The sequence below is a fragment of the Brooklawnia propionicigenes genome (genome assembly GCF_030297015.1).
GTDB lineage: Bacteria > Actinomycetota > Actinomycetes > Propionibacteriales > Propionibacteriaceae > Brooklawnia > Brooklawnia propionicigenes.
In genome coordinates, this window is sequence record NZ_AP028056.1 from 574,985 (window position 1) to 599,667 (window position 24,683).

The 24,683-nt window shown below is 67.2% G+C and carries 23 protein-coding genes; 7 read left to right on the plus strand and 16 right to left on the minus strand.

Translation table 11 applies throughout. From position 1 onward, the window contains the following. Positions 1 to 14: 14 nt before the first annotated feature. From QUE25_RS02685 to QUE25_RS02700, 4 genes are read right to left on the minus strand one after another with little or no spacing between them, the layout of a single operon-like run. On the minus strand, positions 15 to 644 hold the full coding sequence (locus QUE25_RS02685; RefSeq protein WP_286267318.1) for an NUDIX hydrolase: 630 nt from the start codon (positions 642 to 644) through the stop codon (positions 15 to 17). Beyond that, a complete protein-coding gene (locus tag QUE25_RS02690; RefSeq protein WP_286267319.1) occupies positions 641 to 2,017 on the minus strand; it encodes an adenylosuccinate synthetase in 1,377 nt (458 codons plus the stop codon). The genes QUE25_RS02685 and QUE25_RS02690 overlap by 4 nt, the downstream gene beginning before the upstream one ends. Positions 2,018 to 2,045: 28 nt before the next feature. Beyond that, complete coding sequence (locus QUE25_RS02695) at positions 2,046 to 3,008, minus strand: hypothetical protein (protein ID WP_286267321.1); 963 nt, start codon at positions 3,006 to 3,008, stop codon at positions 2,046 to 2,048. 42 nt (positions 3,009 to 3,050) lie between these two features. Further along, positions 3,051 to 3,998, minus strand: a complete 948-nt coding sequence (locus QUE25_RS02700) for a hypothetical protein (RefSeq protein WP_286267324.1) — start codon at positions 3,996 to 3,998, stop codon at positions 3,051 to 3,053. A gap of 124 nt (positions 3,999 to 4,122) precedes the next feature. Between QUE25_RS02700 and QUE25_RS02705 the strand changes: the two genes are divergently transcribed. Further along, complete coding sequence (locus tag QUE25_RS02705) at positions 4,123 to 6,384, plus strand: HelD family protein (protein WP_286267326.1); 2,262 nt, start codon at positions 4,123 to 4,125, stop codon at positions 6,382 to 6,384. Here the strand turns inward: QUE25_RS02705 and QUE25_RS02710 are convergent. After that, positions 6,308 to 7,207 (minus strand): methylenetetrahydrofolate reductase, encoded by a 900-nt coding sequence (locus QUE25_RS02710; RefSeq protein ID WP_286267328.1) that lies wholly within the window; start codon positions 7,205 to 7,207, stop codon positions 6,308 to 6,310. The two genes, QUE25_RS02705 and QUE25_RS02710, sit on opposite strands and share 77 nt — an antisense overlap. 76 nt (positions 7,208 to 7,283) lie before the next feature. Here QUE25_RS02710 and QUE25_RS02715 point away from each other — a divergent pair, with 76 nt between their 5' ends. Further along, complete coding sequence (locus QUE25_RS02715; RefSeq protein ID WP_286267330.1) at positions 7,284 to 8,375, plus strand: polyprenyl synthetase family protein; 1,092 nt, start codon at positions 7,284 to 7,286, stop codon at positions 8,373 to 8,375. Between the two features lie 23 nt (positions 8,376 to 8,398). Here QUE25_RS02715 and QUE25_RS02720 read toward each other — a convergent pair whose 3' ends face one another. Then, positions 8,399 to 9,031 (minus strand): hypothetical protein, encoded by a 633-nt coding sequence (locus QUE25_RS02720; RefSeq protein WP_286267332.1) that lies wholly within the window; start codon positions 9,029 to 9,031, stop codon positions 8,399 to 8,401. A 175-nt stretch (positions 9,032 to 9,206) separates the two neighbouring features. On the opposite strand from QUE25_RS02720, the gene pknB reads away from it, so the two are divergent. Together pknB and QUE25_RS02730 are read left to right on the plus strand one after the other, a co-directional pair. Further along, a complete protein-coding gene (gene pknB, locus QUE25_RS02725; RefSeq protein WP_286267334.1) occupies positions 9,207 to 11,399 on the plus strand; it encodes a Stk1 family PASTA domain-containing Ser/Thr kinase in 2,193 nt (730 codons plus the stop codon). Then, the gene (locus QUE25_RS02730; protein WP_286267335.1) at positions 11,396 to 12,415 is read left to right on the plus strand and encodes a DMT family transporter; all 1,020 of its coding nucleotides are present in this window, start codon (positions 11,396 to 11,398) and stop codon (positions 12,413 to 12,415) included. The genes pknB and QUE25_RS02730 overlap by 4 nt, the downstream gene beginning before the upstream one ends. On the opposite strand, the gene QUE25_RS02735 is transcribed toward QUE25_RS02730, so the two are convergent. The 7 genes from QUE25_RS02735 to QUE25_RS02765 form a co-directional block, all read right to left on the minus strand. Next, the gene (locus tag QUE25_RS02735; RefSeq protein WP_286267338.1) at positions 12,318 to 12,959 is read right to left on the minus strand and encodes an MBL fold metallo-hydrolase; all 642 of its coding nucleotides are present in this window, start codon (positions 12,957 to 12,959) and stop codon (positions 12,318 to 12,320) included. The two genes, QUE25_RS02730 and QUE25_RS02735, sit on opposite strands and share 98 nt — an antisense overlap. Positions 12,960 to 13,011: 52 nt before the next feature. After that, entirely contained in the window at positions 13,012 to 14,055 is a 1,044-nt protein-coding gene (locus QUE25_RS02740) for a threonine aldolase family protein (RefSeq protein ID WP_340312718.1), read from the minus strand. Continuing rightward, the gene (locus QUE25_RS02745; protein ID WP_340312720.1) at positions 14,052 to 15,437 is read right to left on the minus strand and encodes a class II 3-deoxy-7-phosphoheptulonate synthase; all 1,386 of its coding nucleotides are present in this window, start codon (positions 15,435 to 15,437) and stop codon (positions 14,052 to 14,054) included. The genes QUE25_RS02740 and QUE25_RS02745 overlap by 4 nt, the downstream gene beginning before the upstream one ends. A gap of 48 nt (positions 15,438 to 15,485) precedes the next feature. Then, entirely contained in the window at positions 15,486 to 16,151 is a 666-nt protein-coding gene (locus QUE25_RS02750; protein WP_286267340.1) for a response regulator, read from the minus strand. 111 nt (positions 16,152 to 16,262) lie between these two features. Next, positions 16,263 to 17,414: a sensor histidine kinase gene (locus QUE25_RS02755; RefSeq protein ID WP_286267341.1), complete on the minus strand. Its 1,152-nt coding sequence runs from the start codon at positions 17,412 to 17,414 to the stop codon at positions 16,263 to 16,265. After that, positions 17,407 to 18,285, minus strand: a complete 879-nt coding sequence (locus QUE25_RS02760; RefSeq protein WP_286267343.1) for a lysophospholipid acyltransferase family protein — start codon at positions 18,283 to 18,285, stop codon at positions 17,407 to 17,409. Before QUE25_RS02760 ends, QUE25_RS02755 begins: the two co-directional genes overlap by 8 nt. 6 nt (positions 18,286 to 18,291) lie before the next feature. Further along, complete coding sequence (locus QUE25_RS02765) at positions 18,292 to 19,089, minus strand: lysophospholipid acyltransferase family protein (protein ID WP_286267345.1); 798 nt, start codon at positions 19,087 to 19,089, stop codon at positions 18,292 to 18,294. 159 nt (positions 19,090 to 19,248) lie between these two features. Between QUE25_RS02765 and QUE25_RS02770 the strand changes: the two genes are divergently transcribed. After that, positions 19,249 to 19,698 (plus strand): hypothetical protein, encoded by a 450-nt coding sequence (locus QUE25_RS02770; protein ID WP_286267347.1) that lies wholly within the window; start codon positions 19,249 to 19,251, stop codon positions 19,696 to 19,698. Positions 19,699 to 19,805: 107 nt separating this feature from the next. Here QUE25_RS02770 and QUE25_RS02775 read toward each other — a convergent pair whose 3' ends face one another. From QUE25_RS02775 to QUE25_RS02785, 3 genes are all read right to left on the minus strand, one after another. Further along, on the minus strand, positions 19,806 to 20,918 hold the full coding sequence (locus QUE25_RS02775) for a hypothetical protein (protein ID WP_286267349.1): 1,113 nt from the start codon (positions 20,916 to 20,918) through the stop codon (positions 19,806 to 19,808). Further along, on the minus strand, positions 20,902 to 21,108 hold the full coding sequence (locus QUE25_RS02780) for a hypothetical protein (protein WP_286267351.1): 207 nt from the start codon (positions 21,106 to 21,108) through the stop codon (positions 20,902 to 20,904). Before QUE25_RS02780 ends, QUE25_RS02775 begins: the two co-directional genes overlap by 17 nt. 78 nt (positions 21,109 to 21,186) lie before the next feature. Next, positions 21,187 to 22,257, minus strand: coding sequence for a M23 family metallopeptidase (locus QUE25_RS02785; protein ID WP_286267353.1), 1,071 nt, complete (start codon positions 22,255 to 22,257; stop codon positions 21,187 to 21,189). Positions 22,258 to 22,511: 254 nt separating this feature from the next. Between QUE25_RS02785 and QUE25_RS02790 the strand changes: the two genes are divergently transcribed. Both QUE25_RS02790 and QUE25_RS02795 read left to right on the plus strand, forming a co-directional pair. After that, positions 22,512 to 24,257, plus strand: a complete 1,746-nt coding sequence (locus QUE25_RS02790) for a DEDD exonuclease domain-containing protein (protein ID WP_286267355.1) — start codon at positions 22,512 to 22,514, stop codon at positions 24,255 to 24,257. 47 nt (positions 24,258 to 24,304) lie between these two features. Further along, positions 24,305 to 24,586: an Lrp/AsnC family transcriptional regulator gene (locus QUE25_RS02795; RefSeq protein WP_286267358.1), complete on the plus strand. Its 282-nt coding sequence runs from the start codon at positions 24,305 to 24,307 to the stop codon at positions 24,584 to 24,586. The last annotated feature ends 97 nt before the right edge of the window (positions 24,587 to 24,683 follow it).

Below are 24,683 nucleotides of genomic sequence, written 5' to 3' on the forward strand. Positions count from 1 at the left end.
CCGACAGGCTTACGCTAGCTTGCCCAACGCCAGATCTTCGGCGGACGACCACCCGACGCCGGCGCCAGGCCGGCCTCGGTGAGTCCGTCCAGCTTGCCGAGCTCGCGGTTGAGGTTCGCTCGGTGCACACTGCGGTCGGTGAGCTGCGCGGTGATCGCGACCGCATCCGTGGCGGTGAACTGGTCACCGGTCAGTGCGCGGGTGAAGGTCAGATCACGCCAGAGCATTCCGGCCAGAATCCGGCGTCCGTCGGCGACGATCTCATCATGATCGAATGCGAGGTGGTCGGTTGAGTCCAGCGGGAGCCAGACCGGCCCGGGATGGGCGAGGGTCTCCGGAGGATAGGCCGCCCACATCGCCACCGACAGCGACGGACCTCTGGGATCCCGGGAGGGCTCATCGAAGGTGCGCAGCTGGCCCAGCGCCTGGCCGGGCGACGGCAGGCCCAGCTTCGCGATCGCACGCGAGGCGGCGCGCTCAAGGCGCTCGCCGCTGCGCAGCACGACCCCGGGCAGCGCCAGCTCGCCCTCGAACGGTGGTGCCGCGCGGTGGTGTACACCCAGCAGGATCTGCCGGTTCTCCCGCTCGTAGGCCAGCGCGACGACGTCGACAGAGACAACGCTGAAAATGCTGGCGTCGTTCATCCGGCCCTCCTGTTGCTCCCCATCTCGCCCACCAGCACCCGATTGCTGCGCTGCGGCCCGTCAGCGATGAGCACCACGGGTGCGCCCACCGCTGCATCGATGAGCCTAGCCACTTCGCAGGGGTCGGTGGAAAGCGGCATGAGATCGGGACGGGCATGCTGCGCTGTGCGCGTGAGGGCCTGCAGGCCTGCCAGGTCATGGTGGGTCGGCGACCCGAGCGGCTCACGCCGGCTGTTCCAGCTGTCGGCGACCAGCAGCGGCACACCTGACCGCGATGCGAACGGGAGCATATCGACGTGGCTCAGCGCCACCCCGTCCACGCGTCCGGCCACCTTCGCTGCATAGCGCAGTGCCGGGAGATCGAGATGCCCGGTGCGCCAGCCGCCCTGGTAACGGCCCTCACGGTTGTCGGGTTCCGGCAGCTGCAGCCGGCGGTCCTCGGTGGGCATCGGTCCGGCGCCGTGCCGGTTCGAGTAGGCACGCGTCAGCCCGAGGACGAAGGGCCGGCGCCCGGCCGCCTCGAGCTCGCCGACCAGATGCCGCGGGGTGATCGTCGACCAGGTCGTGTGCGGATGAAAGCCGTGCCACTCGTCCAGCAGCACGCCCTGGCTGCCCTCGAAGATCACCGTGCCGGCGTCCATGGCCGCCCCGAGCACACCAGCCAGGTCGTCGACGATCGCGATGTCTTCGGCGCTCGCGCACAGCTCGTCCGCCAGCTGTTGGACCGTCCCGCAGACTGCGTCCGGGTCGTCGACGGCCTGCAGCAGCGGATCTGCATAGCGGGCCAGCGCGTCCAGTGCCCGGACGGTCGCCGCCTGGTCGCGCAGATCCCCGACCCTGAGCGCGGGCACACTGGGCGCGTCCGCGGGTGCGGCGAAGTTGCCGATCGTCTCGCCGGCCTTCGCGTGGGCACGCACCGCGAGATCGTAGGCGACGGTCTCTCCGATGCCCAGGCCGGTCGACCCGTGCCTGGCCGCGCCACGCGCGATCTCACGGGCACGGTTCATCGCGATATGAATGGGCGTGGTGACCAGGCAGTTCGCGTCCGCGGTGACCAGCCCCAGCGGGTCGACGACCCCTTGGGACTCCAGGGCGTCGGCCTCGGCGACCAGCAGGATGGGATTGACCAGCATCGGAGCCCGCAGGATGGTGCGCACATCGCAGAAGGTGCCCGAGCCGAACTGGCTGAAGGTGTGATGGCGGTGGCCGTGCCGGACGTTGTGCGCGGCCTGAGCGCCTCCCGACCACCGCACCACGGCGACCACATCGGGCAGGGCCGCGGCCAGATAGTCCACGGTCGCACCCTTGGACTCGTCGCCGTACCCCAAGCCGGCGACGATGATGGTCTGCCGCGGTGCGGTGGTCAGTGTCATGATCCGGACTCCTTTCGGATGCCAGCGCTCACAGATCGGCGGGAAGCACGCCGCCGGTGGCCACGGCGACCGCTGCGCCGCGATTGATCCTCGCCAGGGCCTTGCCGACCGCTGCCGTACCGGTCGAGCCGATTCGCTGGAGATCGTCCAGCCCCTCCTCGAGGCTGATGGAATCCTCCATCAGGCCCACGGTGAGTGCGATCAACTCGCAGACCGCCTGCGGATCCTCCAGCCGCAGGAAACGTTCGCCGACGATCCGGCGCCAGTGGTCCTCCAGCCAGGGCTCGTTGTAGTACGAGGTCAGCCTCGGGACGATGTAGTACGTGAAGAACTTCTCGTCCAGCATCCGGTAGACCTCGTCGACAGCCATGTCCTGGCGGACCTCATCGCCGATGAAGCGGCGGACCGACTCCGCATACAGCTGCGGTTTGTTCATCTCGTCGCCGACGATGAAGAGGTAGCCCTTGCGCCCGCGATTGTCCAGGCTGTCCAGGCGAGCACGAGTGGCGAGGAAGTACGCCGCCAGCGCATAGCCCTCCATCCGGTCGCCGCCGCCTCCGCGTTCGAGGTAGATATCCCGCAGTTGCTCATCGATGCGGTTGTCGGACTCGAACTGCCCGACCTGCAGCGGCACCGTGTCGTACCGGTCGTCCCCGATCGCGCCGACCAGGATCTGCGGATCGGTCGCGTAACCGCCACGGGTCAGCAGTCCCAACAGGTCGGGAAGCCGCTTCTGCAAGGTGACGGGCACCTGGCCCATGGAACCGGTCACGTCGAACATGACCGCGATCGGGGTGGACGCCGGGTGCTCGGCGCTGTCGCAGGCCTCGCGGGCCGCCGCACCGTATGCGTCGAGGCTCGCCGCCGCCCTGCGCTGGTTACGGGGCAGATTGCGCATGGCCGCGGTGTAGCCGAAGTCCTGCCGCCCGGCCGCGCGGCGCGCCGCCGCTGCCTGCGTGTATGCGCTGGTGTCCCAATATCCTCGGCCCATGATGGGCTCCTTTCGGTTGTGGGCCGCTCCACGGCCCGTGTTTTACGCCGTTTGCGGAATCGCGAACGGGCGATACCTGCGTTCGCCGTAGATACGGCGCAGCAGGAGGTCGTATTCGGCCAGCCACCCGCGGGGGCCGCCGATGGCGGTCTGCGCGGCCGCCGTGGCCCACGCCCGCTGTCTGCGGGCATCGGGCCGGTGGTCGAGCATCTGGTCGAAAAGACGGGCAAGATCGTCGCCGTCGGGATCTGTGCGCGACTCGGCCGGCATCGGCCGGGCGGGTTGGCTGCCCCATCCGGTGAGGACGATGCCGTGCTCGCCGGGGTGGACGAGTACGGCGTCGAGACTCAGTCCGGCCCGCGGCTGATCTGCACCGTTCAGCGCCATCAGGATGCGCCGGGCCATCCACGCCCAGTCGCGTCCATCCAGACCTTCGGGATAACCCGTGCGCACCTCGCGCAGGCAGTACAGCCCTGCGGGCAACCGGTAGGCCACCCAGGACCGGCCGCTCACGAGACCGTGATCGACGGGCTCGGGCCCGAAAGCGGCCAGCCCGCGAGCGGCTAGCGCGCGGGAAGCAGCGATCAGCCGATCGGTGTCGGCGACCTGCGTCCGAGAGATGGCGACGAACAGGCCCTGCTGGCCGGTGGCGTAAGTGCTGATCTGGGAGGTCCGGCGAATCCGGGCGCCCAGCAGGTAGCGGTCGTACTCGCCGACGACGTGCGGAGTCCGGGTGGTGTCCTGTCGCTCGGTGCCGGCCCACCAGTGCAGGTAGAGATCGTTGAGCTTCGCTGCCGCCTCGCCGGCCCGAGCGGGATCAATGCCGTTCCTGGTGGCCAGATCGGGATGAATGAGCGCGATCAGCAGCCGGTAGGTGCGCCGCGCACGGCGCGCCGCGGCCGGCTGGGTGTAGTCACCGGCGAACAGGTCGCGGGCCGATCCGGCCTGTGTAATCCGCTCGATGGCCTCGGCCGCTGTGATCTGGTTCATGCTTTTACTCTAATTGAGTATTTAGCCTGAATGCAAGCGCCTCTTTTTCCACCCCGGACGATCGGGAGACACTCATCGCGGCGGAGTAAGATTGCTCTTCCGGCTTTTCTGAGGATGGACCCACTTGACCGAAGAACACTCCCCCAGTGCAAACGAGATCCTGGCTCATGAGCTGGCCGTCGAGCAGGCTCATGTGGACACGGTCTACCGCTATCTCGCGTCAGCGACCGCGGCAGCACGCAACGTGCAGGCCGAGAGCCGCGCCAAATACCTGACCGATCGCGCCGATTGGATGCGCGAAGAAGACGGCACCGCTTTGTTCGAGCGCGACGCCTTCGCCTACCAGGCCGCCAAACGGCTCGCCGTCCTGGATGCCGAACACGAAGGCCTGGTCTTCGGGCGCCTGGACTTCATCGACGACGAGGACAAGCGCTACATCGGACGCCTCGGCGTGCGCGACGACGACTACGAGCCGCTGGTGATCGACTGGCGCGCCCCCGCCGCCGAGGCCTTCTATCGCGCAACCGCCGCCGATCCGATGGGCGTCTCCCGCCGCCGGGTACTGCGCTGCCGCGATGACAAGGTCATCGGAATCGAAGACGATCTGCTCGACGAGGCGGGCAGCTCCGACCTCGTGGTGATCGGCGAGGGCGCCCTGCTGGCCGCACTGCAGCGCGCCCGCGGCCCCAGGATGCGCGACATCGTCGCCACCATCCAGGCCGAGCAGGACATGGCCATCCGCGCCCCTCACCAGGGCGTGACCATCATCTCGGGAGGCCCGGGTACCGGCAAGACCGTCGTGGCACTGCACCGGGCCGCGTTCTTGCTGTACACCTACCGCAAGCGCATGGAGGCCGGCGGTGTGCTCGTGGTCGGCCCGACCGATCTGTTCATGAGCTACATCGAACGTGTGCTACCCGGGCTCGGCGAGGATTCGGTGACCTTGAAGTCGGTGGGCGAGCTGGCCACCGACGTGCTCGGATTCGGCAGCCAGCGGGTGGACGAAGCCGAGGCAACCCTGGTCAAGGGCAGCCTGCGGATGCTCCCGGTGCTGCGTCGCGCCGTGCATGAGCCGATGACTCCGGAGAACATCCGGCTGCGAGTCAGCGTCAAGGGCGAGATCCTCACCCTCGAAGCACCGGAGCTCGGCGCGATCCGGCGCGAGGTACTGGCTTCCCAGAAGGCCAACCGCGCCCGTCCTGCCACCGAGAAGGCGCTCACCGATGCGCTGTGGAAGAAGCTGCCGACCGACATCGCTGCGCTGCTCGATCTGTCGCGGGAGGTCTTCGACGAGATCGTCACCTCACAGGCCAGTTACGCGATGTTCCTCAACGCCTGGTGGCCGACGCTGACTCCCGAACTGGTGCTCGCGCGGCTGGCCGACCCGGCCCTGCTGCGCAAGTTCGGCCATGACGTGCTGGACGCCGACGAACGCCACGTACTGGCAGACAGTCTCGCGCACGCGCGCGGCTTCGTCCCCGGCGGCGAACGGCAGCATCCCGACTGGTCGATCAGCGACATCGCGCTGCTCGACGAACTGGCGGCGATGATCGGCCCAGCACCGATCGAGCGCGAGGTCGATCCGACCCTCTTCCTCGACGACGGCACCGAGGTTGCCGAACTGGTCACTCTGGCCGACACGCTGACCACCACCCGTGAGATCGACCCGGACGACGACGGCGTGGTGACCCATGCTCATGTCCTGGTCGATGAGGCACAGGACATCACGCCGATGCAGTGGCGGATGCTGCGCCGCCGCGGCCCGCAGGCGTCCTGGACCCTGGTCGGCGACCCCGCCCAGAGTTCCTATCCGAGCGACGACGAAACCCGCCGCGCGATGCGCGATCTGATCGGACGCGGAGCCTCGCGCACCTTCCGGCTGTCGACCAACTACCGTTCTCCGGCGGAGATCATGGACCTCGCGGGACGGGTGATCACCTCGGTCTACCCGGACGCCGATGTGCCGGCGTCGGTGCGCCGGACGGGCGTCCAGCCAGAACTGCTGGCATTGCCCGACGCGCCCAGAGGGGAACGGCTGGGCCGCGTCCTCACCCGGCTGGCCGCTGAGGTCGACGGCTCGATCGCGGTGATCTGCGCCGCCGGACGTCTCGCCTCGGTACGTGACACCATCGCCTCCATGCCGTTACCCGACGAACTCCGGAATCGGCTGACGGTGCTGACCGCCCTACAGGTCAAGGGCCTGGAGTTCGACGCCACGATCGTCCTCGCCCCCGACGAGATCGTTCAGCAGACCGCGGGTGGGGTGCGCGTACTGTACGTCGCACTCACGCGCGCGACTCAGCGGCTGGTCACCCTCGACCTGACGGACGGTCGGCCCGGAGCATGGCGAGAATCTCTCGAGTTGCCCGCGAACGGTTCTGAGTGAAGAAGTGCAGGCCGGGTGCGCATCCGGCCAGCAGCCGCTCGCACAGCTCGGCGGCGATCTGCGCACCCGTGTGACGGACCTGGTCGGGGTCGTCGGCGACGCTCAGCAGTCGCCTGGCGACTTCGGCGGGGATGTCGGCCCCGGACATCTCCGCGAAGCGTCCGAGTTGTTTGACGCTGGTCACCGGCATGATGCCCGGCACGATCGGTATCGTGCAGCCCGCACTGCGGGCGCGTCCGACCATCTCGAAATAGTGGCCCAGCTCGAAGAAGAGCTGGGTGACCGCGAACGATGCACCGGCCTGCTGCTTGCCGAGCAAGATCTGGGCGTCCAGTTCGGGCGTCGAGGTGGCGTGACCATCGGGGAACGCCGCCACGCCGATGCTGAAATCACCGCGGGAGGCGATCAGTTCGACCAACTCGGTGGCATTGTGCAGTCCGCCCGGATGGGCCCGCCACGGCTCCGAGGCGCCGCCCGGCATGTCGCCGCGGATCGCCAGGATGTTGGTCACGCCGGCGTCCCCGTAGGCATCGATGACGGCCTTGATCTCGTCGACGGTCTGCCCGGTGCAGGTGAGGTGGCCCATCACCCGGAAATCGGTCGTCGCAAGAATCGCCATCGTCGCGTTGAGGGTGCGCTGCCGGCTCGACCCGTTGGCGCCGTAGGTCACCGACACCCAGTCCGGCTTCAACGGCTTCAGTTCGGCGATCGTGCGGGTGAGCAACTCCTGGCCGGCCTCGTCCTTGGGGGGGAAGAACTCGAAGCTGAAGGTCGCCTGTGAGGTGTTCGCCAGCAGCTCACCGATCGATTCGTGCGAAGACATGCCTGCGATTCTAACGGTGCGCCGCAGCGTGCCTCGCCGCCGCCGTGCGGCGGCGTCGACCGGTAGCCTGAGCACCATGCGTCTTGATCCGTCTGATCCCACCTCGCGCAGCTTTCGCGACGCCATCACCGCCGAGCTCGCCGCCTTCCTGAGCGCCAAGAGCGCGGCGCTGGCCGACGTCAGCCCCGCGCTGACCGAACTCACCGAGGTGGCCGCAGACTTCGCCTCGGGAGGCAAGCGGCTGCGTCCGGCGTTCGCCTACTGGGGCTATGTCGGCGCGGCCGGCGATCACGACGTCCCTGCCGCGATCTGGCCGGTGATCAGCGCCTTCGAACTGCTGCACGCCGGTGTCCTGATCCATGACGACGTCTTGGACCAGGCCGATTCGCGCCGCGGACGCCCCACGGTGCACCGCCGGTTCGAGGCCTGGCACCGCTCGTCCGGTGGCCACGGAGATGCCGCCGAGTTCGGCCGGGCGATGGCTGTGCTACTCGGCGACCAGTTGCTCGTCTGGTCGGACGAGCTGGCCTGTGGCGCCGGGCTGGATCCCGAAAGCTGGCGGCGGGCCAGCCCGTACTGGCATCGGGTGCGCACGGAGGTGAACAGCGGTCAGGTGCTCGACCTGTGGGCGCAGTACCAGGTCGGCTCGGACGACACCCTCGGCGCCGAACAGATCGCGGCGAAGGTGCTGGAGGAGAAGACCTCGCGCTACACCGTGCAACGTCCGGTGCAGTTCGGCGCGGCCGCCGGCGGAGCCGGCGATGACGCGCTGGCGGCGCTCGGACGCTTCGGGCTGGTCCTGGGCCGGGCATTCCAGCTGCGAGACGACCTGCTCGGGGTCTTCGCCGATCAGGAGCAGTCCGGCAAACCGGCGGCCGGTGACCTGATCGAGGGCAAGCGCACCGTGTTGCTGGCTCGCGCCCTGGACGGCTTGAATCAAGCCGCCCGGCGGCGCCTCGAATCCCTGATCGGCACACCGCTGACCGACGATCAGATCGCCGAGGCGCGCGCGCTGATCAGCTCGTCCGGGGCCGTCGACCAGGTCGAATCGCTGATCGATGCGGACTATGCCGCTGCCGCGGCGGCGCTTTCCGAGTGCGAACTGACCGAGCCCGGCTATCTCGCGCTGACCGAGCTGGCCCGCCAGTGCGTGGAACGCACCTTCTGAGCTAGTGCTTCGCGCCTTCTGAGCTACCGCTTCGCGAAGGCGGCGAGGCTGACCTGCTCCATCTCGTCACGCCAGGCTGCGTCCAGGAGCTGGCGGTAGGCCCGGACGCCGGTCTCGCCGGGCAGCGGGAAGGCCAGCCGTCGGGCTCCGGCCTCGACGACCGTGCGGCCACTACTCACCGAATCCACGGCGGCGAACCACGGCTTGGAGCCGGGGTCGGCCGGCGGCGCCAGCCGCGCCGCCTCGGTCACCGCGCCGGCGGGCAGCACCACTGCATCGACGCGGGCATCGGCCAGCGCTTGGCGCGCGGCCTGCGTTCCTTCCGCTACCGCCATCACCAGGCCGTGGGGATGTCCGGGAGCGATCCGCGTTCCCGCGTCGGAGACGACCAGGTCGGCGGTTGACCTTGCTGCGAGTCGGGCGTCCGCCCGGATGCCGAGGATCGCGCGGCCGTCGGCCGCCTGTCGTGCTGCCCGGTAGCCGATCAGCAGATCGTCCCCGATCGCGTCGGGCTGCGAGATGACGATCAGGTCGGCGCGCTGACTGCACAGCTGCCGCACCCGTTCGGCCAGTGTCTTCGGCTCATTCTGCAGGCCCGTCCAGACCAGCGTGCGAGCCAGTGCAAGCCGTGTCGTCAATCCCATCCGCGCACTCACGCCCCAACCCTAGCCAGGCGCGGGGTTACGATCTGCCGGATCAGCACAACGGGCGCTCGCCCGACACGACCCGCCGAGTAGCCCTGGTGCACTGGCCCGATCCGGGGGCCACCTACACTGAATAACGTCCGCCGCGCGGAACCGTCAACTTCCCTGACCGACAGATGGAGCCATTGTGACCAGGACCACCACCGACAGACTCGTTGGTGATGTGCTGGACGGGCGCTACGAGGTCTTGCAGCGGCTCGCACGAGGCGGGATGGCCACCGTCTACCGTGCCTGGGACCGCCGCCTCGAACGCATCGTCGCCATCAAGGTGATGCACGACGGCCTGGGTGACGATGCCGATTTCGTGGCGAAGTTCGACCGGGAGGCCCGTGCCGCCGCCCGGCTGTGTGACCAGAATGTCGTTTCGATCTTCGATCAGGGCTACGATCACGGCCGCCCCTACATCGTCATGGAGTTCGTCGAGGGCTCGACGCTGCGCTCCATCATCACCCGCGACGCCCCGATGACCCCGCTGCGTGCCATCCAGATGATCGAACCGGTGGCGGCTGCCCTCGCCGTCGCGCACGATGCCGGCCTGGTGCACCGTGATGTCAAACCCGAGAACGTGCTGATCAGCGATCGCGGCGCGGTCAAGGTTGCCGACTTCGGCCTGGCTCGTACCGTCAGCTCGCAGACATCCACCAGCACGCAGGGGCTGCTGATCGGCACGGTCAGCTACCTGCCACCCGAATTGCTCACCACCGGGCGCGCGCATTCGTGGTCCGATGTCTACTCCACCGGCATCGTGCTGTTCGAGATGCTGACTGGCACCAAGCCGTACACCGGCGACGCCCCGATCACCGTCGCCTACAAGCACGTCAACGAGGATGTCCCCCTGCCATCGCAGGTACTGACAGCCAGACACCCCGGGCAGGCCCGCCGCGACCCGATACCCGACTATGTGGACGCGCTGGTGGCCTCCTGCACCCGCCGCAACCCGAAATCCCGGCCGGTCGACGGCCGCGAACTGCTGCGCCGGATCCGCCGCGTCCGCCGGGCACTCGAACGCGGCGTGCGGTCCGACGAGGCCTTGTGTGCCCTGGTTTTCCCGGCCTCGGCACTGCCCTGGGCGCAGGAGGTGACAACGGCACTGGATCCCGACTCCATGGCGACCTCGGTGCTGGCCGCAACCGCGTCTGCCCCCTCCCAGCCGACCCTCACGCCGCAGCCCCAGGCGCAGCCGAGCCCGCCAACGGCCTTCCGGCCGGATCCCGTCCGGTCCACTCGTGTCATGCCGGCGATGACCGATCAGCAGGTGACCGCGCGCCCGGCGACGGCCAGCACCTACTCCTCCGCGCCGACTCATCCGGCTGGGCCGCCCGCTCCACCGCCCCTGCCGCCGACCGAGGATGTGCCGATGCCCGCCAGCCAGCGTTACCCGAGCCTGTCGCGCACGGCCACCTATCGTCGGCGCCGCGCCTTCACCGCAACCATCCTGGTGGTGCTGCTCACGCTGGTCGTCGGACTCACCAGTTGGTGGTTCACCTCCGGGCGATATGTCGCGGCCCCTTCGGTGATCAATCTCACCCAGGCCGAGGCCCAGGGTGTCGCCGACCAGGCAGGGCTGACCATCACGTTCGCCCAGGAGTACTCCGAGACCGTTCCGACCGATCTGGTGATCAGCTCCGACCCGGTACCTGGTGACCGGATCGTCCGCGGCTCCCAGATGAGCGCCGTGATCTCCAAGGGCCCCGAACGCTTCGCGGTCCCGCAAGTGGCCGGGATGACCCTGAACGATGCGAAGCAGGCCCTCAGTGAGGCCAACCTGGCGACCGGGACGATCACCGAGCAGTGGAGCGAGACCGTCGCCACCGGACTGGTGATCTCGGCCGGCTACACCGCGGGCGAGCAGCTGAAACGTGATACGCCAGTAGATCTGGCGGTGTCGATCGGACGCGAACCGCTGACCATCCCGAGCGTGGTCGGCAAGCCGAAGGATGAGGCCGCCAAGACCCTCACCGATCTGGGATTCCAGGTCGCCTACGGGGACGAACAGGTCAGCGCGACGGTGCCCGCGGGCTCGGTCATCAGCCAGAACCCTGCGTCCGGCACCGGCTACCGCTCGGACACCATCACCCTGGTGATCAGCAAGGGAGCGAACCTGACCAAGGTGCCGGCCCCTGCCACCAACGAGAAGCCGGCCACCTACTACGACCGGCTGACGGCGGCGAAGTTCGCGCCCGAACTGGTCTACAGCGGCGCCAACCTGGGTCCGAATGTCGGCAAGATCGCCAAGGTCACCGACGAGGACGATAACGTGCTGACCGCCGATTCCGAGCTGCCTGAAGGCGCCAAAGTCAAGGTGTACGTTTCTTTGTGATTACCAGCCGCGACCGCTTGTTCTACAGCCCAGCAGACCGGCTTGCCCCGCTCAGTCTGCTGTTCATGGCCGTGCTGTGGGGTTCGACCTTCTTCGTGCTGCACGACATGCTCGATCGCATCGATGCCGCCGATCTGCTGGCGGTCCGGTTCACGATCGCCGCGGTCGTCTTCGGCGCGGTGGTGCACCGCAAGCTGCTCTGGTCGCGCACCACGGTCCGGCAGGGCGCCATCCTCGGCCTGATCTTCGGCTCGGCGCAGCTGTTGCAGACCTACGGCCTGGCGCACACCAGCGCGTCCATCTCGGGATTCCTGACTGGGCTCTATGTCGTGGTCACCCCCATTCTCGAGGGTGTGCTGTTGAAGGCCCGGGTGCGTCAGCGGGTCTGGCTGGCGGTGGCGCTGGCCACGGTCGGTCTGGCCGCGTTGACCATCGTCCCCGGCGCGGGGACGACAAAGTTCGGCATCGGTGAGGCGCTGACGGTGGCCAGCGCGCTGGTCTACGCGATACACATCATCTACACGGGCCGGGTCGCCACCCAGGACAAGGCCGTGACCCTGGCCGTCGTGCAGACTGCCGGTGTGGCGGTGGTCTGCACGATCGCCGCGCTGCCGGGTGGCATCGGGCTGCCTCAGCGGGCGTCCGACTGGTGGGCGGTGCTCTACATGGCACTGTTGTGCGGCGCGCTCACCGCCGTCTTGCAGGTGTGGGCGCAGTCGAAGGTCTCCCCCACCAGGGCCGCGGTGATCATGAGCACCGAACCGATCTGGGCCGCCACCTTCGCGATCATGGCCGGCCAGGAGCCCTTTAGCATGCGCACCCTGCTGGGCGGCACAGCGATGGTGATCGCGATGATCCTGTCGTCATTGCCGGATCGGTCCATGATGCGCGAGCCCGTCGTTGTGCCGGCACAAACCGTCACACCGCCCAGGGCCGGGTATCGCGGACGTCGATCAGCTGGGTCGAACTCAGCGCTGACACATGCTTATCGATCAGACCCAGACCCCGCTCATTGAGCAATCCGTCATGGATGAGGAAGCCCCGAGGTGCGGCCACGGCGCGGGCGAAGTCGATGGTCTCCCTGGTCGCCGCCCACGGGCCGAACGCCGGAATCAGCGCGATATCGATGCCCTCGGCGACCGCGTCCAGACTGTCGCCGGGATGCAGCACGCTGGGCTCTGACTCCGCGCGGAAGACGAAGCCGACATTGCCGATCCGCGGATAGTCACGGTGAATCACCGCATGCTGACCGCCGATGGTCTCGACCGTCAGTGATCCGATGTCGATCGTCTCGCCGGGACCGAGCCGCCGGGTCCGATCTGGCAGGTCGACGATGTCGACCACGCTCGACTCCACCGCCACCATGGCATTCGGATTCGCGTCCAGCAGCCTCGGCAGCCAGACGGGATCGGCGTGATCGGGATGCTGATGAGTGACCAGTACCGCGTCCAGGTCGGTCAGGCCACGCCAGGCCGTGCTGAAGTCTCCGGGATCGACCAGCACCCGCTGGCCGGCGGTTTCGATGAGTACGCAGGAATGTCCGAGATGGGTGATCTGCATGTCTCCACTATGGCAGTCACAGCCCAGCGGCTCCCGGAAATCGCGCCCGCTGTCAGGACGCGAGTAGTTCGCCGACGATCCGGCCGGCTTCGCGGCACTGGTCGGCGTCGATGCCCAGATGGGTCACCGCACGAAGCTGATGGGCGCCCACCTTGCTGATCCGCACACCCCGGTCTGCCGCGGCAGCGATGACGTCGGCCGCCAGCCGCTCACCGGCGTCCATCACCACGATGTTGGTCGCCAGATGCTCGAGATCGATCGCTGCCGGTACCGCAGCCGTGACCTGTTCGGCGAACAGCCGGGCGTTGGCGTGGTCATCGGCCAGCCGGTCGATGTGGTGATCCAGGGCGTACAGCGCGGCCGCGGCCAGGATGCCGGCCTGCCGCATGCCACCGCCCAGGCGTTTGCGCTGCACTCGGGCTTCCGCGATTCGTTGTGCGCTCGATACCAGCACCGAGCCCACCGGCGCGCCCATGCCCTTGGAGTAGCAGACGCTCACGGTGTCGAACAACGACCCGTACTCGCGCATCGGGACGCCGGTGGCGACGTGCGCGTTCCACAGCCGGGCACCGTCCAGGTGCATGGCCACCCCACCCTGCCGGCAGATCTCGCGGATCTCGCGCAGCGTCTCGATGGGATGAATGGTGCCCCCACCGAAGTTGTGGGTGTTCTCGATCTCGATCGCGGCGGTCTCCACCAGGTAGGGGCCGCAGCCGAGCTCCAGCAGGTCGGTGATGTCGCTGGTCCGTGCGATGCCTGGCGTGCCGGAACTGGACGTCCAGGTACGCATGGTGATGCCGTTGAGTGCGGCATGGGCGCCCATCTCGGCACGGACGATGTGGGCCCGCCGATCGCAGAGGATCTCGCGTCCGACCGGCACCAGCGACCAGACGCCCAGCATGTTCGCCATCGAACCGCTCGGGCAGAACAGTCCGGCCTCGTGGCCGAGCAGTTCTGCGGTGCGCGCTTCGAGTTCGTTGATCGACGGGTCCTCGCCGTAGACATCGTCGCCGACGGGCGCCGTGGCCATCGCCTGCCTCATCTGAGCGGTCGGCCGGGTGACGGTGTCAGACCTCAGATCGATCATCACTCTCATTCGTTCCAGTCAGGCACCCGCTGCGGCACCCGGCGCAGCAGCCTGCTCTGGTTGAGCCGCTCAGCGATCATGAAGGCCAACTCCAGGCTCTGGCTGCGGTTCAGCCGCGGATCGCAGGCCGTCTCGTAGCGCGCGTCCAGGTCGGTCTCCGAAAGCTGGAAGGCTCCGCCCAGGCACTCGGTGACATCCTCGCCGGTCAGTTCGACATGCACGCCGCCGGGCCAGGTGCCCAGTTGATCGTGTACGTCGAAGAAGCCGTTCAGTTCCTCCACCACGGCCGCGTAGCTGCGGGTCTTGTAGCCGTTGGCGGTCTCGAAGGTGTTGCCATGCATCGGATCGCACACCCAGGCGACCTTGCGCCCGGTCTGCTCGACGGCCTCGATGATCGACGGCAGCTTCTCACGCACCTTGTCGGCGCCCATTCGGGCGATGAAGGTGATGCGGCCGGGCACCCGGTTCGGGTCGAGCCGGTCAGCCAGCTCGATCGCATCCGTGCCGGCAGTGTTCGGACCGAGCTTGATGCCGAGCGGGTTGGACACCCGGCGCAGCAACTCCACCTGGGCGCCGTTCGGCTGACGGGTGCGCTCCCCGATCCAGACCATATGGCCGGACGTGTCGTAGGGCCGGTGGCTGCGGGAGTCGATGCGGGTCATGGCGTACTCGTAGTCGAGCAACAACGCCTCATGGGAGGCGTAGAAGTCGACGACCGACAAGGTGTCGTCCTTCACGCCGCAGGCCAGCATGAAGCCGAGCGCCCGCTCAATCTCACCGGCCATCTGCTCGTAGCGATGCTCGATGCGCGAATCCTGCACGAAGCTGGCATTCCAGGCGTGCAGCTGCCGGATGTCGGCGAAACCGCCGGTGACGAAGGCCCGCACCAGGTTCAGGGTGGCGGCAGACGCGTTGTACATCTGTATCAGGCGATCGGGATCGTGGCGGCGCGATTTGGGGGTGAAGTCGAAGCCGTTGACGGCATCGCCGCGGTAGGCGGGCAGTGTGATGGCCCCGCGCGTTTCGGTGTCCTTGGAGCGGGGCTTGGCGTACTGGCCGGCGATGCGTCCGACCTTGACGACCGGAACCTGCGCGGCGTACGTCAGCACCACGCTCATGGACAACAAGACCCGAAGCTTGGATTTGATGTTGTCTGCGCGCACGCCGTCGAAGGTCTCAGCACAGTCGCCGCCCTGCAGAATGAATGCCTGGCTATTGGCGACCCGGGCGATCTTGTCGCGCAGATCGTCGCATTCGCCCGCAAAAACAAGCGGCGGTAGTTCGCGCAGCCGGTTCACCACCCAGTTCAGCCGGTCGGCATCCTCATAGGTGGGCTGCTGCACCTGCGGCATCGCATGCAACTCGGCTAAGGACGGGATCAGCTCAGACACGCAGCCAAGGATAATCCGTCATGCCCAATGTCGGGGTCAGTGACCGTTTCAGGTGTCCAGGCCCTGTTGAATCGCATACCGGGTGAGTTCGACGCGGTTGTGCAGCTGGAGTTTGCGCAGCACGTTCTGCACATGGTTCTGCACGGTTCGGTGGCTGACGAACAACAGCTCAGCGATGTCGCGGTAACTCAGGCCCTTGGCGACCAGCCGCAGTACTTCGGCTTCGCGGGGGGTCAGGGCCGGGCTGTCGTCGGCCGATGCCGGATTGTTGGCCATCCGGCGGTATTCCCCGAGCACGAGACCCGCGAGGGTGGCAGTGAAGACGGCCTCGCCCTCGGCGGTCTTGCGCACCGCATCCAGAAGCTCCTGTTTCGTGGCTGACTTCAGCACATAGCCGCTGGCGCCGGCCTTGACCGCCCGCAGTACATCGTCGCGTTCCCCGGACGCCGACATCACGAGCACCTTGAGATCCGGGAACTCGCTGGTCAGCAGCTGGGTGCAGGTCGCTCCGTCGGGCTGGGGGATGTTGAGATCCATCACCACCACATCGGGACGCGTCGCGGTGGCCCGGACCATCACCTGCTTGCCCTCGTGCGCGACCGCTACCACCTCACAGCCCATTTCGGTCAGGTCTTCGCCCAACGCATCGATCCAGAACGGGTGGTCGTCCACCAGCATGACGCGGATGCTGGTCGGGACGGGACCGGTGGGCATCAGACGCCTCCTGGACTTGCTGACCGACGATGACGGCTTCCCCATTGTGGCTCGCCGCGGGGCCACTCCTGGCTGCCGCGAGCCTGTAACTGTTGACAAGCTGACACAGGTTCACTCAAGCGGAATACGAAACTCCCACTCAACACCCGATCCGGGTGATGTGGTCAGTTTGGAGCCGCCGCCCAGGTCGAGGACGCGTCCGACGATCGACTCCTTCACTCCGAGCCGACCGGCGGCGGCGGCCGCGTCCAGCTGTTCCTGGGTCGCCCCGACTCCGTCGTCGCGCACCGAGACGATCAGCTCGTTGCCCTCCTGCTCCAGCAGGATCCAGGCGTGCGCGCCCGGACCCGCATGCTTGCCGACATTGGCCAGCACCTCGCTGATCACGCGGTCCAGTTCGTCGGCACGAGACGCCGCCATGTTGAGCTGGCCGGCCATCGTGGAGACCGTCACGGTGTCGCTCTGGTGCTTTTCCAGCATGATGGTGACGTCGGTCTTGTCGGTGTCCAGAAGTCCGCCGCCCACAAGGTCAACACTGCGGTCCTGCAAGGTGGCACGCAATTGATCTTCTTGCCGCAGGGCCAGCGAGGCCAGCAGTCTGCCACGCGGGCCGAGTTCGTTGCCCTCACGGGCAACCATCGCCAGCACCTGAAGGACGCCGTCATGGACGATCCGGTTCAGCCGCTCACGCTCCTCAAGCGCTGCCAAGGTGGACAGGTTGCGGTCACGTTCAGCGATCGTCGCGCTCAGCTGCTCGACGAGCAGACCGATGAAGTACGGGATCGCCGCCATCAGCAGTACGTCACCCCAGGCCCGGGGCGCGACCGAGGGGGCCTGCAAGAACTGCGCGGTGCCGACCAGTATCCCACCGACCAGCCCGGCCACCGCTCCTCGCCAGATCCCCAGGACCGCCGGGGCGGCCAGCATCCAGTAGCAGGCGACACCGAGATAGCTCTCGCGCAAGACGTCGATGCCGAGGATGTAGCGGGAGCTGCCGACCACGGCGAGCGTGATGGCCATGTCGAGGATCATCAGCCCGCTGGTGCGCCATCTCGACCGCACATTGAGCAGGCAGGCAATGACCGACCAGCCTGCCACCACCACACAGACCACCACCAGTAGCACCGGACGCTGCACCTGGGACAGCCGCATGCAGTTAACGACGATCATGTGCACCACCAACGCCATCCGCGCCCAGCCGGCCGCGCGATAGATCGTGCGCAGCAGGTTGGGATCGCGTGGAAAGGTCTGGGCGCTACTCATCACTGTCCGGCGGTTGCTTGTTCGTCCGGCGTCGTTGCGCGCGTGCCCGCTGTTCGGCCAGCGCGGCACGTTCGGCCTGCTGCCGGGCGGCCTCGACCGCCTCGTCGATGATCGCCGCATCCTGCTCGTCGAGCAGCCGAGCCAGCTCTGCTTCGGAGGCGCGACGCTGTTCTTCGGCCGCGCGGCGTTCGGCCCGCTGATCGCGCCACTCGGAGATCTTGACCGGCTCCCCGGGGATACGCACCTTCTTCGCCGTACCGGTGTACGAGTCGACGTAGCGACGTCCGGCGAGCTGGCCGATCCTGGTCATCACCAGATCTGTCAGGCCACGCAGCATGAACCCGTCCAGCACGTTGCTGGACAGCTGAGCCTCGGCGAAGCGCCCGGTCTCGATAGGTTCACCGATGCGCAACCGGTAGCGCAATTCGGGGAGCAGGTCGTTGACGCTCAGCGGTATCAGTGCGGCAGGCACGATCGGCACCCCCGTTGACAAGGCAAGTGCGGCGAACTGTGCGTGCCCCTTGTGCAGGGTGCCGTCACCATCAGTGGCGCCCTCCGGAAAAACGATCAGGATTTCGCCTCGGTCGAGCACCGCAGCCGGGCTGTTCCCGGAATCCGGATCGGCAAGCCAGCGGGTGTGCCGGATACCGGGAACGAGGTGGCGTCCGCTGTCTGGTTCGAAAACGACGGTGGCCTCGCGTCCCAGGGACGCCGCGACATTCAGATGATCGAACGGACTGACCCTGTTGACCGCGACGATGCAGGCGCCTTCGGGCAGCTTGTCGATGTCGTCGGCGTCGATTCTCCACGGGTGCCGCAGCCGGTCGGCCAACTGCCGGAAGCCTGTCAGATCACGGGGTAGATCGGGCACTGCCGGTCACTCCCTCACGGTCGGGTCATCGAGAACCGGGGCGCCGGCGGGAAACTGCGTGGCCGGGACGGGCCGGGTCTGGTTCTGGTTCGGATAGGCGAGCAACTGCTTGCTCAGTTCGGTGCCCTTCAGCTCGCCACGCTTGACCCGCGAGGCATACACATCGACATAGGTTTGCCCGGTCATCTGCTGGATGGCGCCCATCACCTCATTGGTGACCCAGCGCAGCACATGCAGATCATTGACCTGATCGCGGTACTCACTGAAATCCATCGGATCACCGATGATGATGCGAGCATCCCGCATGGTGGGAATCCCCACCTTCGACTTGACCATCCGGGTGTTGATCATCGCCACGGGCAACACCGGCCGGCCGCTGGTCAGGGCCAGTCTCGCGACGCCGGTGTGCCCCTTGTACAGCCGGCCGTCCGGGCTGCGGGTGCCCTCCGGGAAGATCGCCACGACGCCGCCCGCGTCGAGCACATCCTCGACCGATCCCAGACCAGCCACACTGGCGCGTCCGCCGGAACGGTCGATCGGGGCCTGCCCGACAGCTGTCAGGAACCAGGCGACCACTCGACCCTTGAGGCTCTTGCCCATGAACAGTTCCTTCTTGGCGGGGAAGGTGACCTTCGGCTTGATCAGTGAGGGCAGGCTGAAGGTGTCGCCGGCGTCCAAATGGTTGGCGGCCAGCACACAGCCGCCGTCGGGAATCTTCTCGGTGCCCTCGATCTTGACGCGAAACCACCATTTGACCGCTGGACGCACCAAAGTCGCCTTGAAGAAGCTGTACCACGCGGTCACGGGATCCTCCTTGGGCTAGAACTACCCGCACCACTCTAGTCATGACGGATTTGGTTGTACCCCGGGCAACCCGCGCCGTGTCTGGTGATCTTGGGCCCACCGCGACTAGTGTGGGCGCGTACCAAGGAGTTTGGTGCTTGACAGGTTGTGAGCCCCACGATGACCGACAGCGATCATTCAGACGATACCGATCAGCGGTTTGCCGAGCTGATCAAGGCCGAGTTCGGAAACTCGGATGGACCGGAGCTTTTCGGCACCCGGATGACTGGTTTGCCACGGCCGCCTCGATCCGCACCCGCCTCCCGCCCGGTGATCGACGGCTATTTCGATCTGCAGCGTGCGATCGAAGAGGTCGAGTTGAACGACGACGACGTCGAGCACTGGACCCCTCCGGAGCCTCCGGCCGTCGGACGGCCGGAATACCGGCATGTGCTCGGCACCGGTTTGATCGTTGCTGCGCTGGTCGTCGGCATCATGGTGCTGGCGGGCTGGCGTCCTGATCTGTGGGTCGGAGTCCTGACCCTGGTCTGTGCCGGCGCTGGCCTGGCGGTGCTACTGAGCAGCCTTCCTCGGCAGCCCGAGATCGGCTCGGACGGCGCGCAGCTCTAACCTCGGACCGCCGATGAGTCCGGTTCGTCGCCGCGGTCCGATCCGGGCAAGCACGTCCTCACGAGGTGCCGGCACGATCGGCTGGGCACGTCGGTGCAGGGCACCGTTCACCCGCAGGCGACCAGCGGTGACTCCAGATCCGGTTGGGCGCCCGGAGTCTGCCACAGCGTGCTGATGGTTGACGCAGCATCGCGTCCGGTGATCAGCCGATCCAGCGCCGCAGCGCTCCAGGCGTAGGCAAGCTCGAGATCGTCCGGATCGGTGAAGTCGGCATCGGCCGGCGGTGTGGACGCCGCCGGACAGGCATCGATCAGGGTCTGGGTACTGCCTTGTTGAGCTTGGGGCGATGCCTGCAGCATCACCCACTCGGCCAGACCCTCGCTGACCCACAGCTGTCCGGCCGCCGGGTGCCCCAGCCAGTTCGTCGCCGCGTGGGTCTGTTCATGGACCAGCAGCAGATAACGGGATTCGGTGCCGGCGTCGCTGGTCGCGTCGGGGTTGATCACGATACGGGCGGGGGCCGGCTGGCCTGTCGGGCCGGGGCCGCCGCTGTCAGCAGTCCAGGTGATGGCTCCGGTTCCGATGAAATCGAACGCCGATGCGGCCATCACCTGTTCGAATGCCTGGCTGTTGCCCGGGACCTCGATGACTTGGCGGCTCGATGGACGGATCAGCCCGGCGGCCTCGGTGGACCGCACGAACTCGGCTGACTGCTCGGCGGCCTGGCGCCAGGAATCCAGATCACCTCCGCCGATGAGTGTGACTGCTTCGTCCTGCTCGACACTGATGGCCTCCGTCAGCCAGATCGGGGCCGGCGAATCGGGCCGCTGCTCGATATCGCCGAGCAGGCACTGCTGGGCATCGCATTGCCACTGGGGGACGATGAGGTTGGTCGCCACGCCTTGTTCTCCGGGCACTCGCCAGCCGATCTGCCAGGACCCGCCGGCACCATCGACGATGCTCAGCAGCTCGATCTGTCGCAGGTTGTCCCACCAGAGCCCAACGCGCGCGGCGTCGGCGCTGGTGGCGAACACGCGGTCGAATGCGGCCTCATCGGCAGCACTCAACGCAGCGAGGATGTGGCCCGCCGTGGTCGCCGTGTCGGGGGAAGCCTGCGAAGCCGTGGCTGAGCAGCCGGTGACGACGCTGAGCAGCACACCGGCAACAGCCAGCACCGAACTCAACAGGTGCGGGCGGTGCGCTCTAGCCTTCGGTGCCACTGGCCTGATTCCCGGTCTGCATGCGCAACGGTGGGACCAGGCCGGCGGCGGCCAGCCAAACGATGGCCGTCTGCTCGTCCGAGCTGAAGTCGACGGTTTCCGGCGGCCCGCACAGCACCGAGATCACACAGCTGCCGCAGGCGTCTCCACGCACAACGCAGCGGTTGCAGTCGATTCGCATTGTCCCCATGAACACATCAAAGCGCGGTCCCCTGACAATTTGTCGAACGGCGCTGCCCCGCGGTCACCAAGCGAGTGAGCGATGCGATCAGAAGATCGACATCGGATCGGTGATCTGCCCGTTGACCCAGGTGCTGAAGTGCAGATGGCATCCGGTCGAGTACCCGGTGGTGCCGACCGCGCCGATCACCTGACCGGCCGTCACGGTCTGTCCGGCCACGACCGACATGGACTGCAAGTGGTTGTAGGCGGCCTTGTAGATACCGCTGTCGACGACGATCCGGTTGCCCCAGCCGCTCTCGAAGCGCGCGCTGGTGACCACACCGGTCCAGGACGCGACTACCGGGGTGCCGCAGGCAGCACCGACATCGGTACCGTCGTGCAGTTCGGAGTAGCCACCGATCGGGTTGGTGCGGTATCCGAACGGTGAGGTGATCGGCCCCGTGGCCGGCCAGACACCCTGGCCCGATCCGGTCGGCAGGTCCAGGCCGGATCGGCTGACGCCGCTGTCGCCACTGGAGAAAAGTGCAGCGCTTGCGGCCAGGATCGCCGCGTTCTGGGCATCGGCCAGCGCAGCCTTCTGGGCTTCGGTCAGCCGATTGACGACCTGCTGGGCGCTCGCCACCTTCTTGTCGTATTCGGCAGCCAGCTCGGTCTGCTGTGCAACCTCATCGGTGACCTTCTGCAAAGCGGCAGCCTGGGTGGTCTCGAGTTCGGTGAGACGCGACTGCTCGGCGGCCAGCCGGATCATCTGCTCGTCGGTGATCGAGGTAATCGATTGCATCACGGCGATATCTGCCAGGAAACTGTCCTCGGAGTCCGACGTGAACAGCAGCTTGGCGGTGCCGAGTCCGGCCGCCTGCTGATGGGCCGCCACGGCCACTCGTCCGACCTGAGTACGCATGGCTTCGACCAGCGTCCGCTGATCGGCCAGGTCCTCGGTGGTCAGGTCGTACTGGCGCTGCGAGTTCACCTGCGCCTGCTTGGACGCTTCGAGGTTCCGCTGAACCTCGGCCGCCTCGATCTGGAGTTGCGTCAGATCTTTCTGAGCCGCACCTACCGCGTCTTCAGCGTGCGCGGCGGGTACCAGCCCGATGGTCAGTGCGATCGCCGCAACCGATCCGATCACTGTCGTCAGCATTCGACGCGAGAGGGACATTCAGCCACCTTCGTACAGGGAATCTGATGAGAGATTATTAAGACTTCCTAAGAGACTCTAAGGGTTCGCCCACTGATCGCCAAATCATTTGGAGAGATTCACCACGGATTTTCACCCGTATCTCATCCGCAGGTCAGCCCTCGAGCCCGGTTTCAGCACGGTTTCGACCACCGTCGGGACCCCGTCCGCCCGCCATCGCGCCCGGATGCTCCCCGCGAACGAAAACGTCAGACCCGGTCGCTAGCGTCACCTGCATGATCCACACATCGCGAAATGCCACGCTGCAGCCCAGCTTGGACGATCTCGGAACCCCGCTCGCCGAGGCCACCTTTTGCGTTGTCGATCTGGAGACCACCGGCTCGGGCCCGGAGGCGACGATCACCGAGTTCGGCGCGGTCAAGGTCCGCGGCGGCGAGGTGCTCGGCGAGTTCAGCACGCTGGTGAACCCGGGTACACACATTCCCGGATTCATCGCTGTGCTCACCGGCATCACCAACCAGATGGTGGTCGATGCGCCCACACTGAGCCAGGTGCTGCCGAGCTGGCTCGAGTTCTCGCGAGGCACCGTCCTGGTGGCCCACAACGCCCGCTTCGACATCGGCTTCTTGAAGCGGGCCTGCGAGCAGTTCGACTACCCCTGGCCCGGCCAGATGGTCGTCGATACGGTCGGGTTGGCGCGTCAGGCGCTGCTGCCCGGCGAGGTGCCCAACGTCAAGCTGCATACCTTGGCCGATCACTTCCATGCCTCCACGCAACCCAACCATCGAGCCCTCTCGGATGCGCGCGCGACAGTCGATGTGCTGCACGGATTGCTGGAGCGGGTCGGGAATCTGGGCTTGTTGACCGTCGATGACCTCAAGGAGTTCGAGCATCGGGTGTCGCCGCAACGGCGTGCCAAGCGAACCTGGGCCACCGACCTGCCCGAGGCACCAGGCATCTACATCTTCTATGCGCGCCGCCCCGGGCAGCAACGGCAGGTGCTCTACGTGGGCAAGGCCACCAACATCCGCCGCAGGGTACGCACGTACTTCACGTCGTCGGAGACCCGGCCACGGATGGACGAGATGGTCCGCGTGGCGACCGGGGTGGAGGCTGTGGTCTGCGCCACCGAACTCGAGGCCGAGGTGCGAGAGCTGCGCACGATCGCGGCCCACTCCCCCCGCTACAACCGGCGCTCCCGCCGCCAGGACAAGGTGGCATGGGTCAAGCTCACCTGTGACCGATATCCGCGCTTGTCGATCGTCACTTCGCCGGGCGACGACCAGGCCACCTACTGGGGCCCGTTCAGTTCGCGGTCGGCCGCCCAGGAGGCCTGCGAGGTGATCTACGACAGCTATCCGCTGCGGCAGTGCACGATGCGGATCGGCAGGAAGGCCGCGGGCGCAGGCTGCGTCCTCAGCGAACTCGGCAAGTGCCTGGCTCCATGCCAGGGCATCGATCCGGACGGCTACCACGAAGTCGTGGAGCAGGTTCGCGAAGCCCTGACCACTGATCTGCGTCCCACCGTGGCACGGGTCGGGCAGCGCATCGGTCAGCTGTCGGCCCAGCAGCGCTACGAACAAGCCGACGTGCTCACCGCCAGATTGCGCAGCTATGTTGCCACGACACAGCGCTTCCACCGGCTGGTGGGGTTCTCGCGCTGTCGGCAGATTGTGGCTGCTCAGTGGGTTCCGGGCCCCTCCGCCAATCCCGGCTGGCAGATTCACGTGATCCGCTACGGCAGGCTCGCCGCAGCCGCAACCGCAGCCCCCGGGCAGGACCCCATGGCCACAGCAGACCAGGCGATCCGGCTCGCCGAATCCGTGCTGCCCTCCCCGCACGGCCTGCCGTCGTGCTCGGTGGAAGAGGCCGAGCGAATCGCAGCCTGGCTGGAGCGTCCAGGAGTCCGCTTGATGGATATCGACGGCGAGTGGTCGATGCCGCTGCACAGCGGAATCGACGGCGCTGATCTCCCGCGGCTGGCGCTGGGGACGTCCTCCCCGGCGCCGGCGGTCGCCTGAAAGCTCGGTCAGCGTTGCCCGCAGCAGTGGGGCACTAGACTCATGCCATGATCACCGCCATCGTCTTCGTCCATGTCGACAACGACCGTATCCCGGAGGTGGCTGAGCAGATCGCAGCCATCGACGGCATCAGCGAGGTCTATTCGGTGACCGGACGAATCGATCTGATCGCCATCGTGCGGGTGGCGTCCTTCGACGACGTCGCCCCGGTGGTCGCCGACGCGCTGGCGAAGGTGCCGGGGGTGCGGCAGACCGAGACTCATCTGGCCTTCCGCGCCTACAGCCGCCACGATCTGGACGCCACGTTCTCCATCGGCATCAGCGACTGACCCAGCCGCTTCGACCGGTCCCCAGAACCCTCGCCGCAGGATCAGTCCGCTTCTGCTGCAATGGGAGCGAATGACTCTACGGCGAGCGTTCGAGGTC

Coding starts and splice junctions, on each gene's coding strand:
- QUE25_RS02685 (WP_286267318.1), bottom strand. CDS start 644: ATGAACGACGCCAGCATTTTCAGCGTTGTCTCTGTCGACGTCGTCGCG.
- QUE25_RS02690 (WP_286267319.1), bottom strand. CDS start 2,017: ATGACACTGACCACCGCACCGCGGCAGACCATCATCGTCGCCGGCTTG.
- QUE25_RS02695 (WP_286267321.1), bottom strand. CDS start 3,008: ATGGGCCGAGGATATTGGGACACCAGCGCATACACGCAGGCAGCGGCG.
- QUE25_RS02700 (WP_286267324.1), bottom strand. CDS start 3,998: ATGAACCAGATCACAGCGGCCGAGGCCATCGAGCGGATTACACAGGCC.
- QUE25_RS02710 (WP_286267328.1), bottom strand. CDS start 7,207: ATGTCTTCGCACGAATCGATCGGTGAGCTGCTGGCGAACACCTCACAG.
- QUE25_RS02715 (WP_286267330.1), top strand. CDS start 7,284: ATGCGTCTTGATCCGTCTGATCCCACCTCGCGCAGCTTTCGCGACGCC.
- QUE25_RS02735 (WP_286267338.1), bottom strand. CDS start 12,959: ATGCAGATCACCCATCTCGGACATTCCTGCGTACTCATCGAAACCGCC.
- QUE25_RS02740 (WP_340312718.1), bottom strand. CDS start 14,055: ATGAGAGTGATGATCGATCTGAGGTCTGACACCGTCACCCGGCCGACC.
- QUE25_RS02750 (WP_286267340.1), bottom strand. CDS start 16,151: ATGCCCACCGGTCCCGTCCCGACCAGCATCCGCGTCATGCTGGTGGAC.
- QUE25_RS02755 (WP_286267341.1), bottom strand. CDS start 17,414: ATGAGTAGCGCCCAGACCTTTCCACGCGATCCCAACCTGCTGCGCACG.
- QUE25_RS02770 (WP_286267347.1), top strand. CDS start 19,249: ATGACCGACAGCGATCATTCAGACGATACCGATCAGCGGTTTGCCGAG.
- QUE25_RS02780 (WP_286267351.1), bottom strand. CDS start 21,108: ATGGGGACAATGCGAATCGACTGCAACCGCTGCGTTGTGCGTGGAGAC.
- QUE25_RS02785 (WP_286267353.1), bottom strand. CDS start 22,257: ATGTCCCTCTCGCGTCGAATGCTGACGACAGTGATCGGATCGGTTGCG.
- QUE25_RS02790 (WP_286267355.1), top strand. CDS start 22,512: ATGATCCACACATCGCGAAATGCCACGCTGCAGCCCAGCTTGGACGAT.
- QUE25_RS02795 (WP_286267358.1), top strand. CDS start 24,305: ATGATCACCGCCATCGTCTTCGTCCATGTCGACAACGACCGTATCCCG.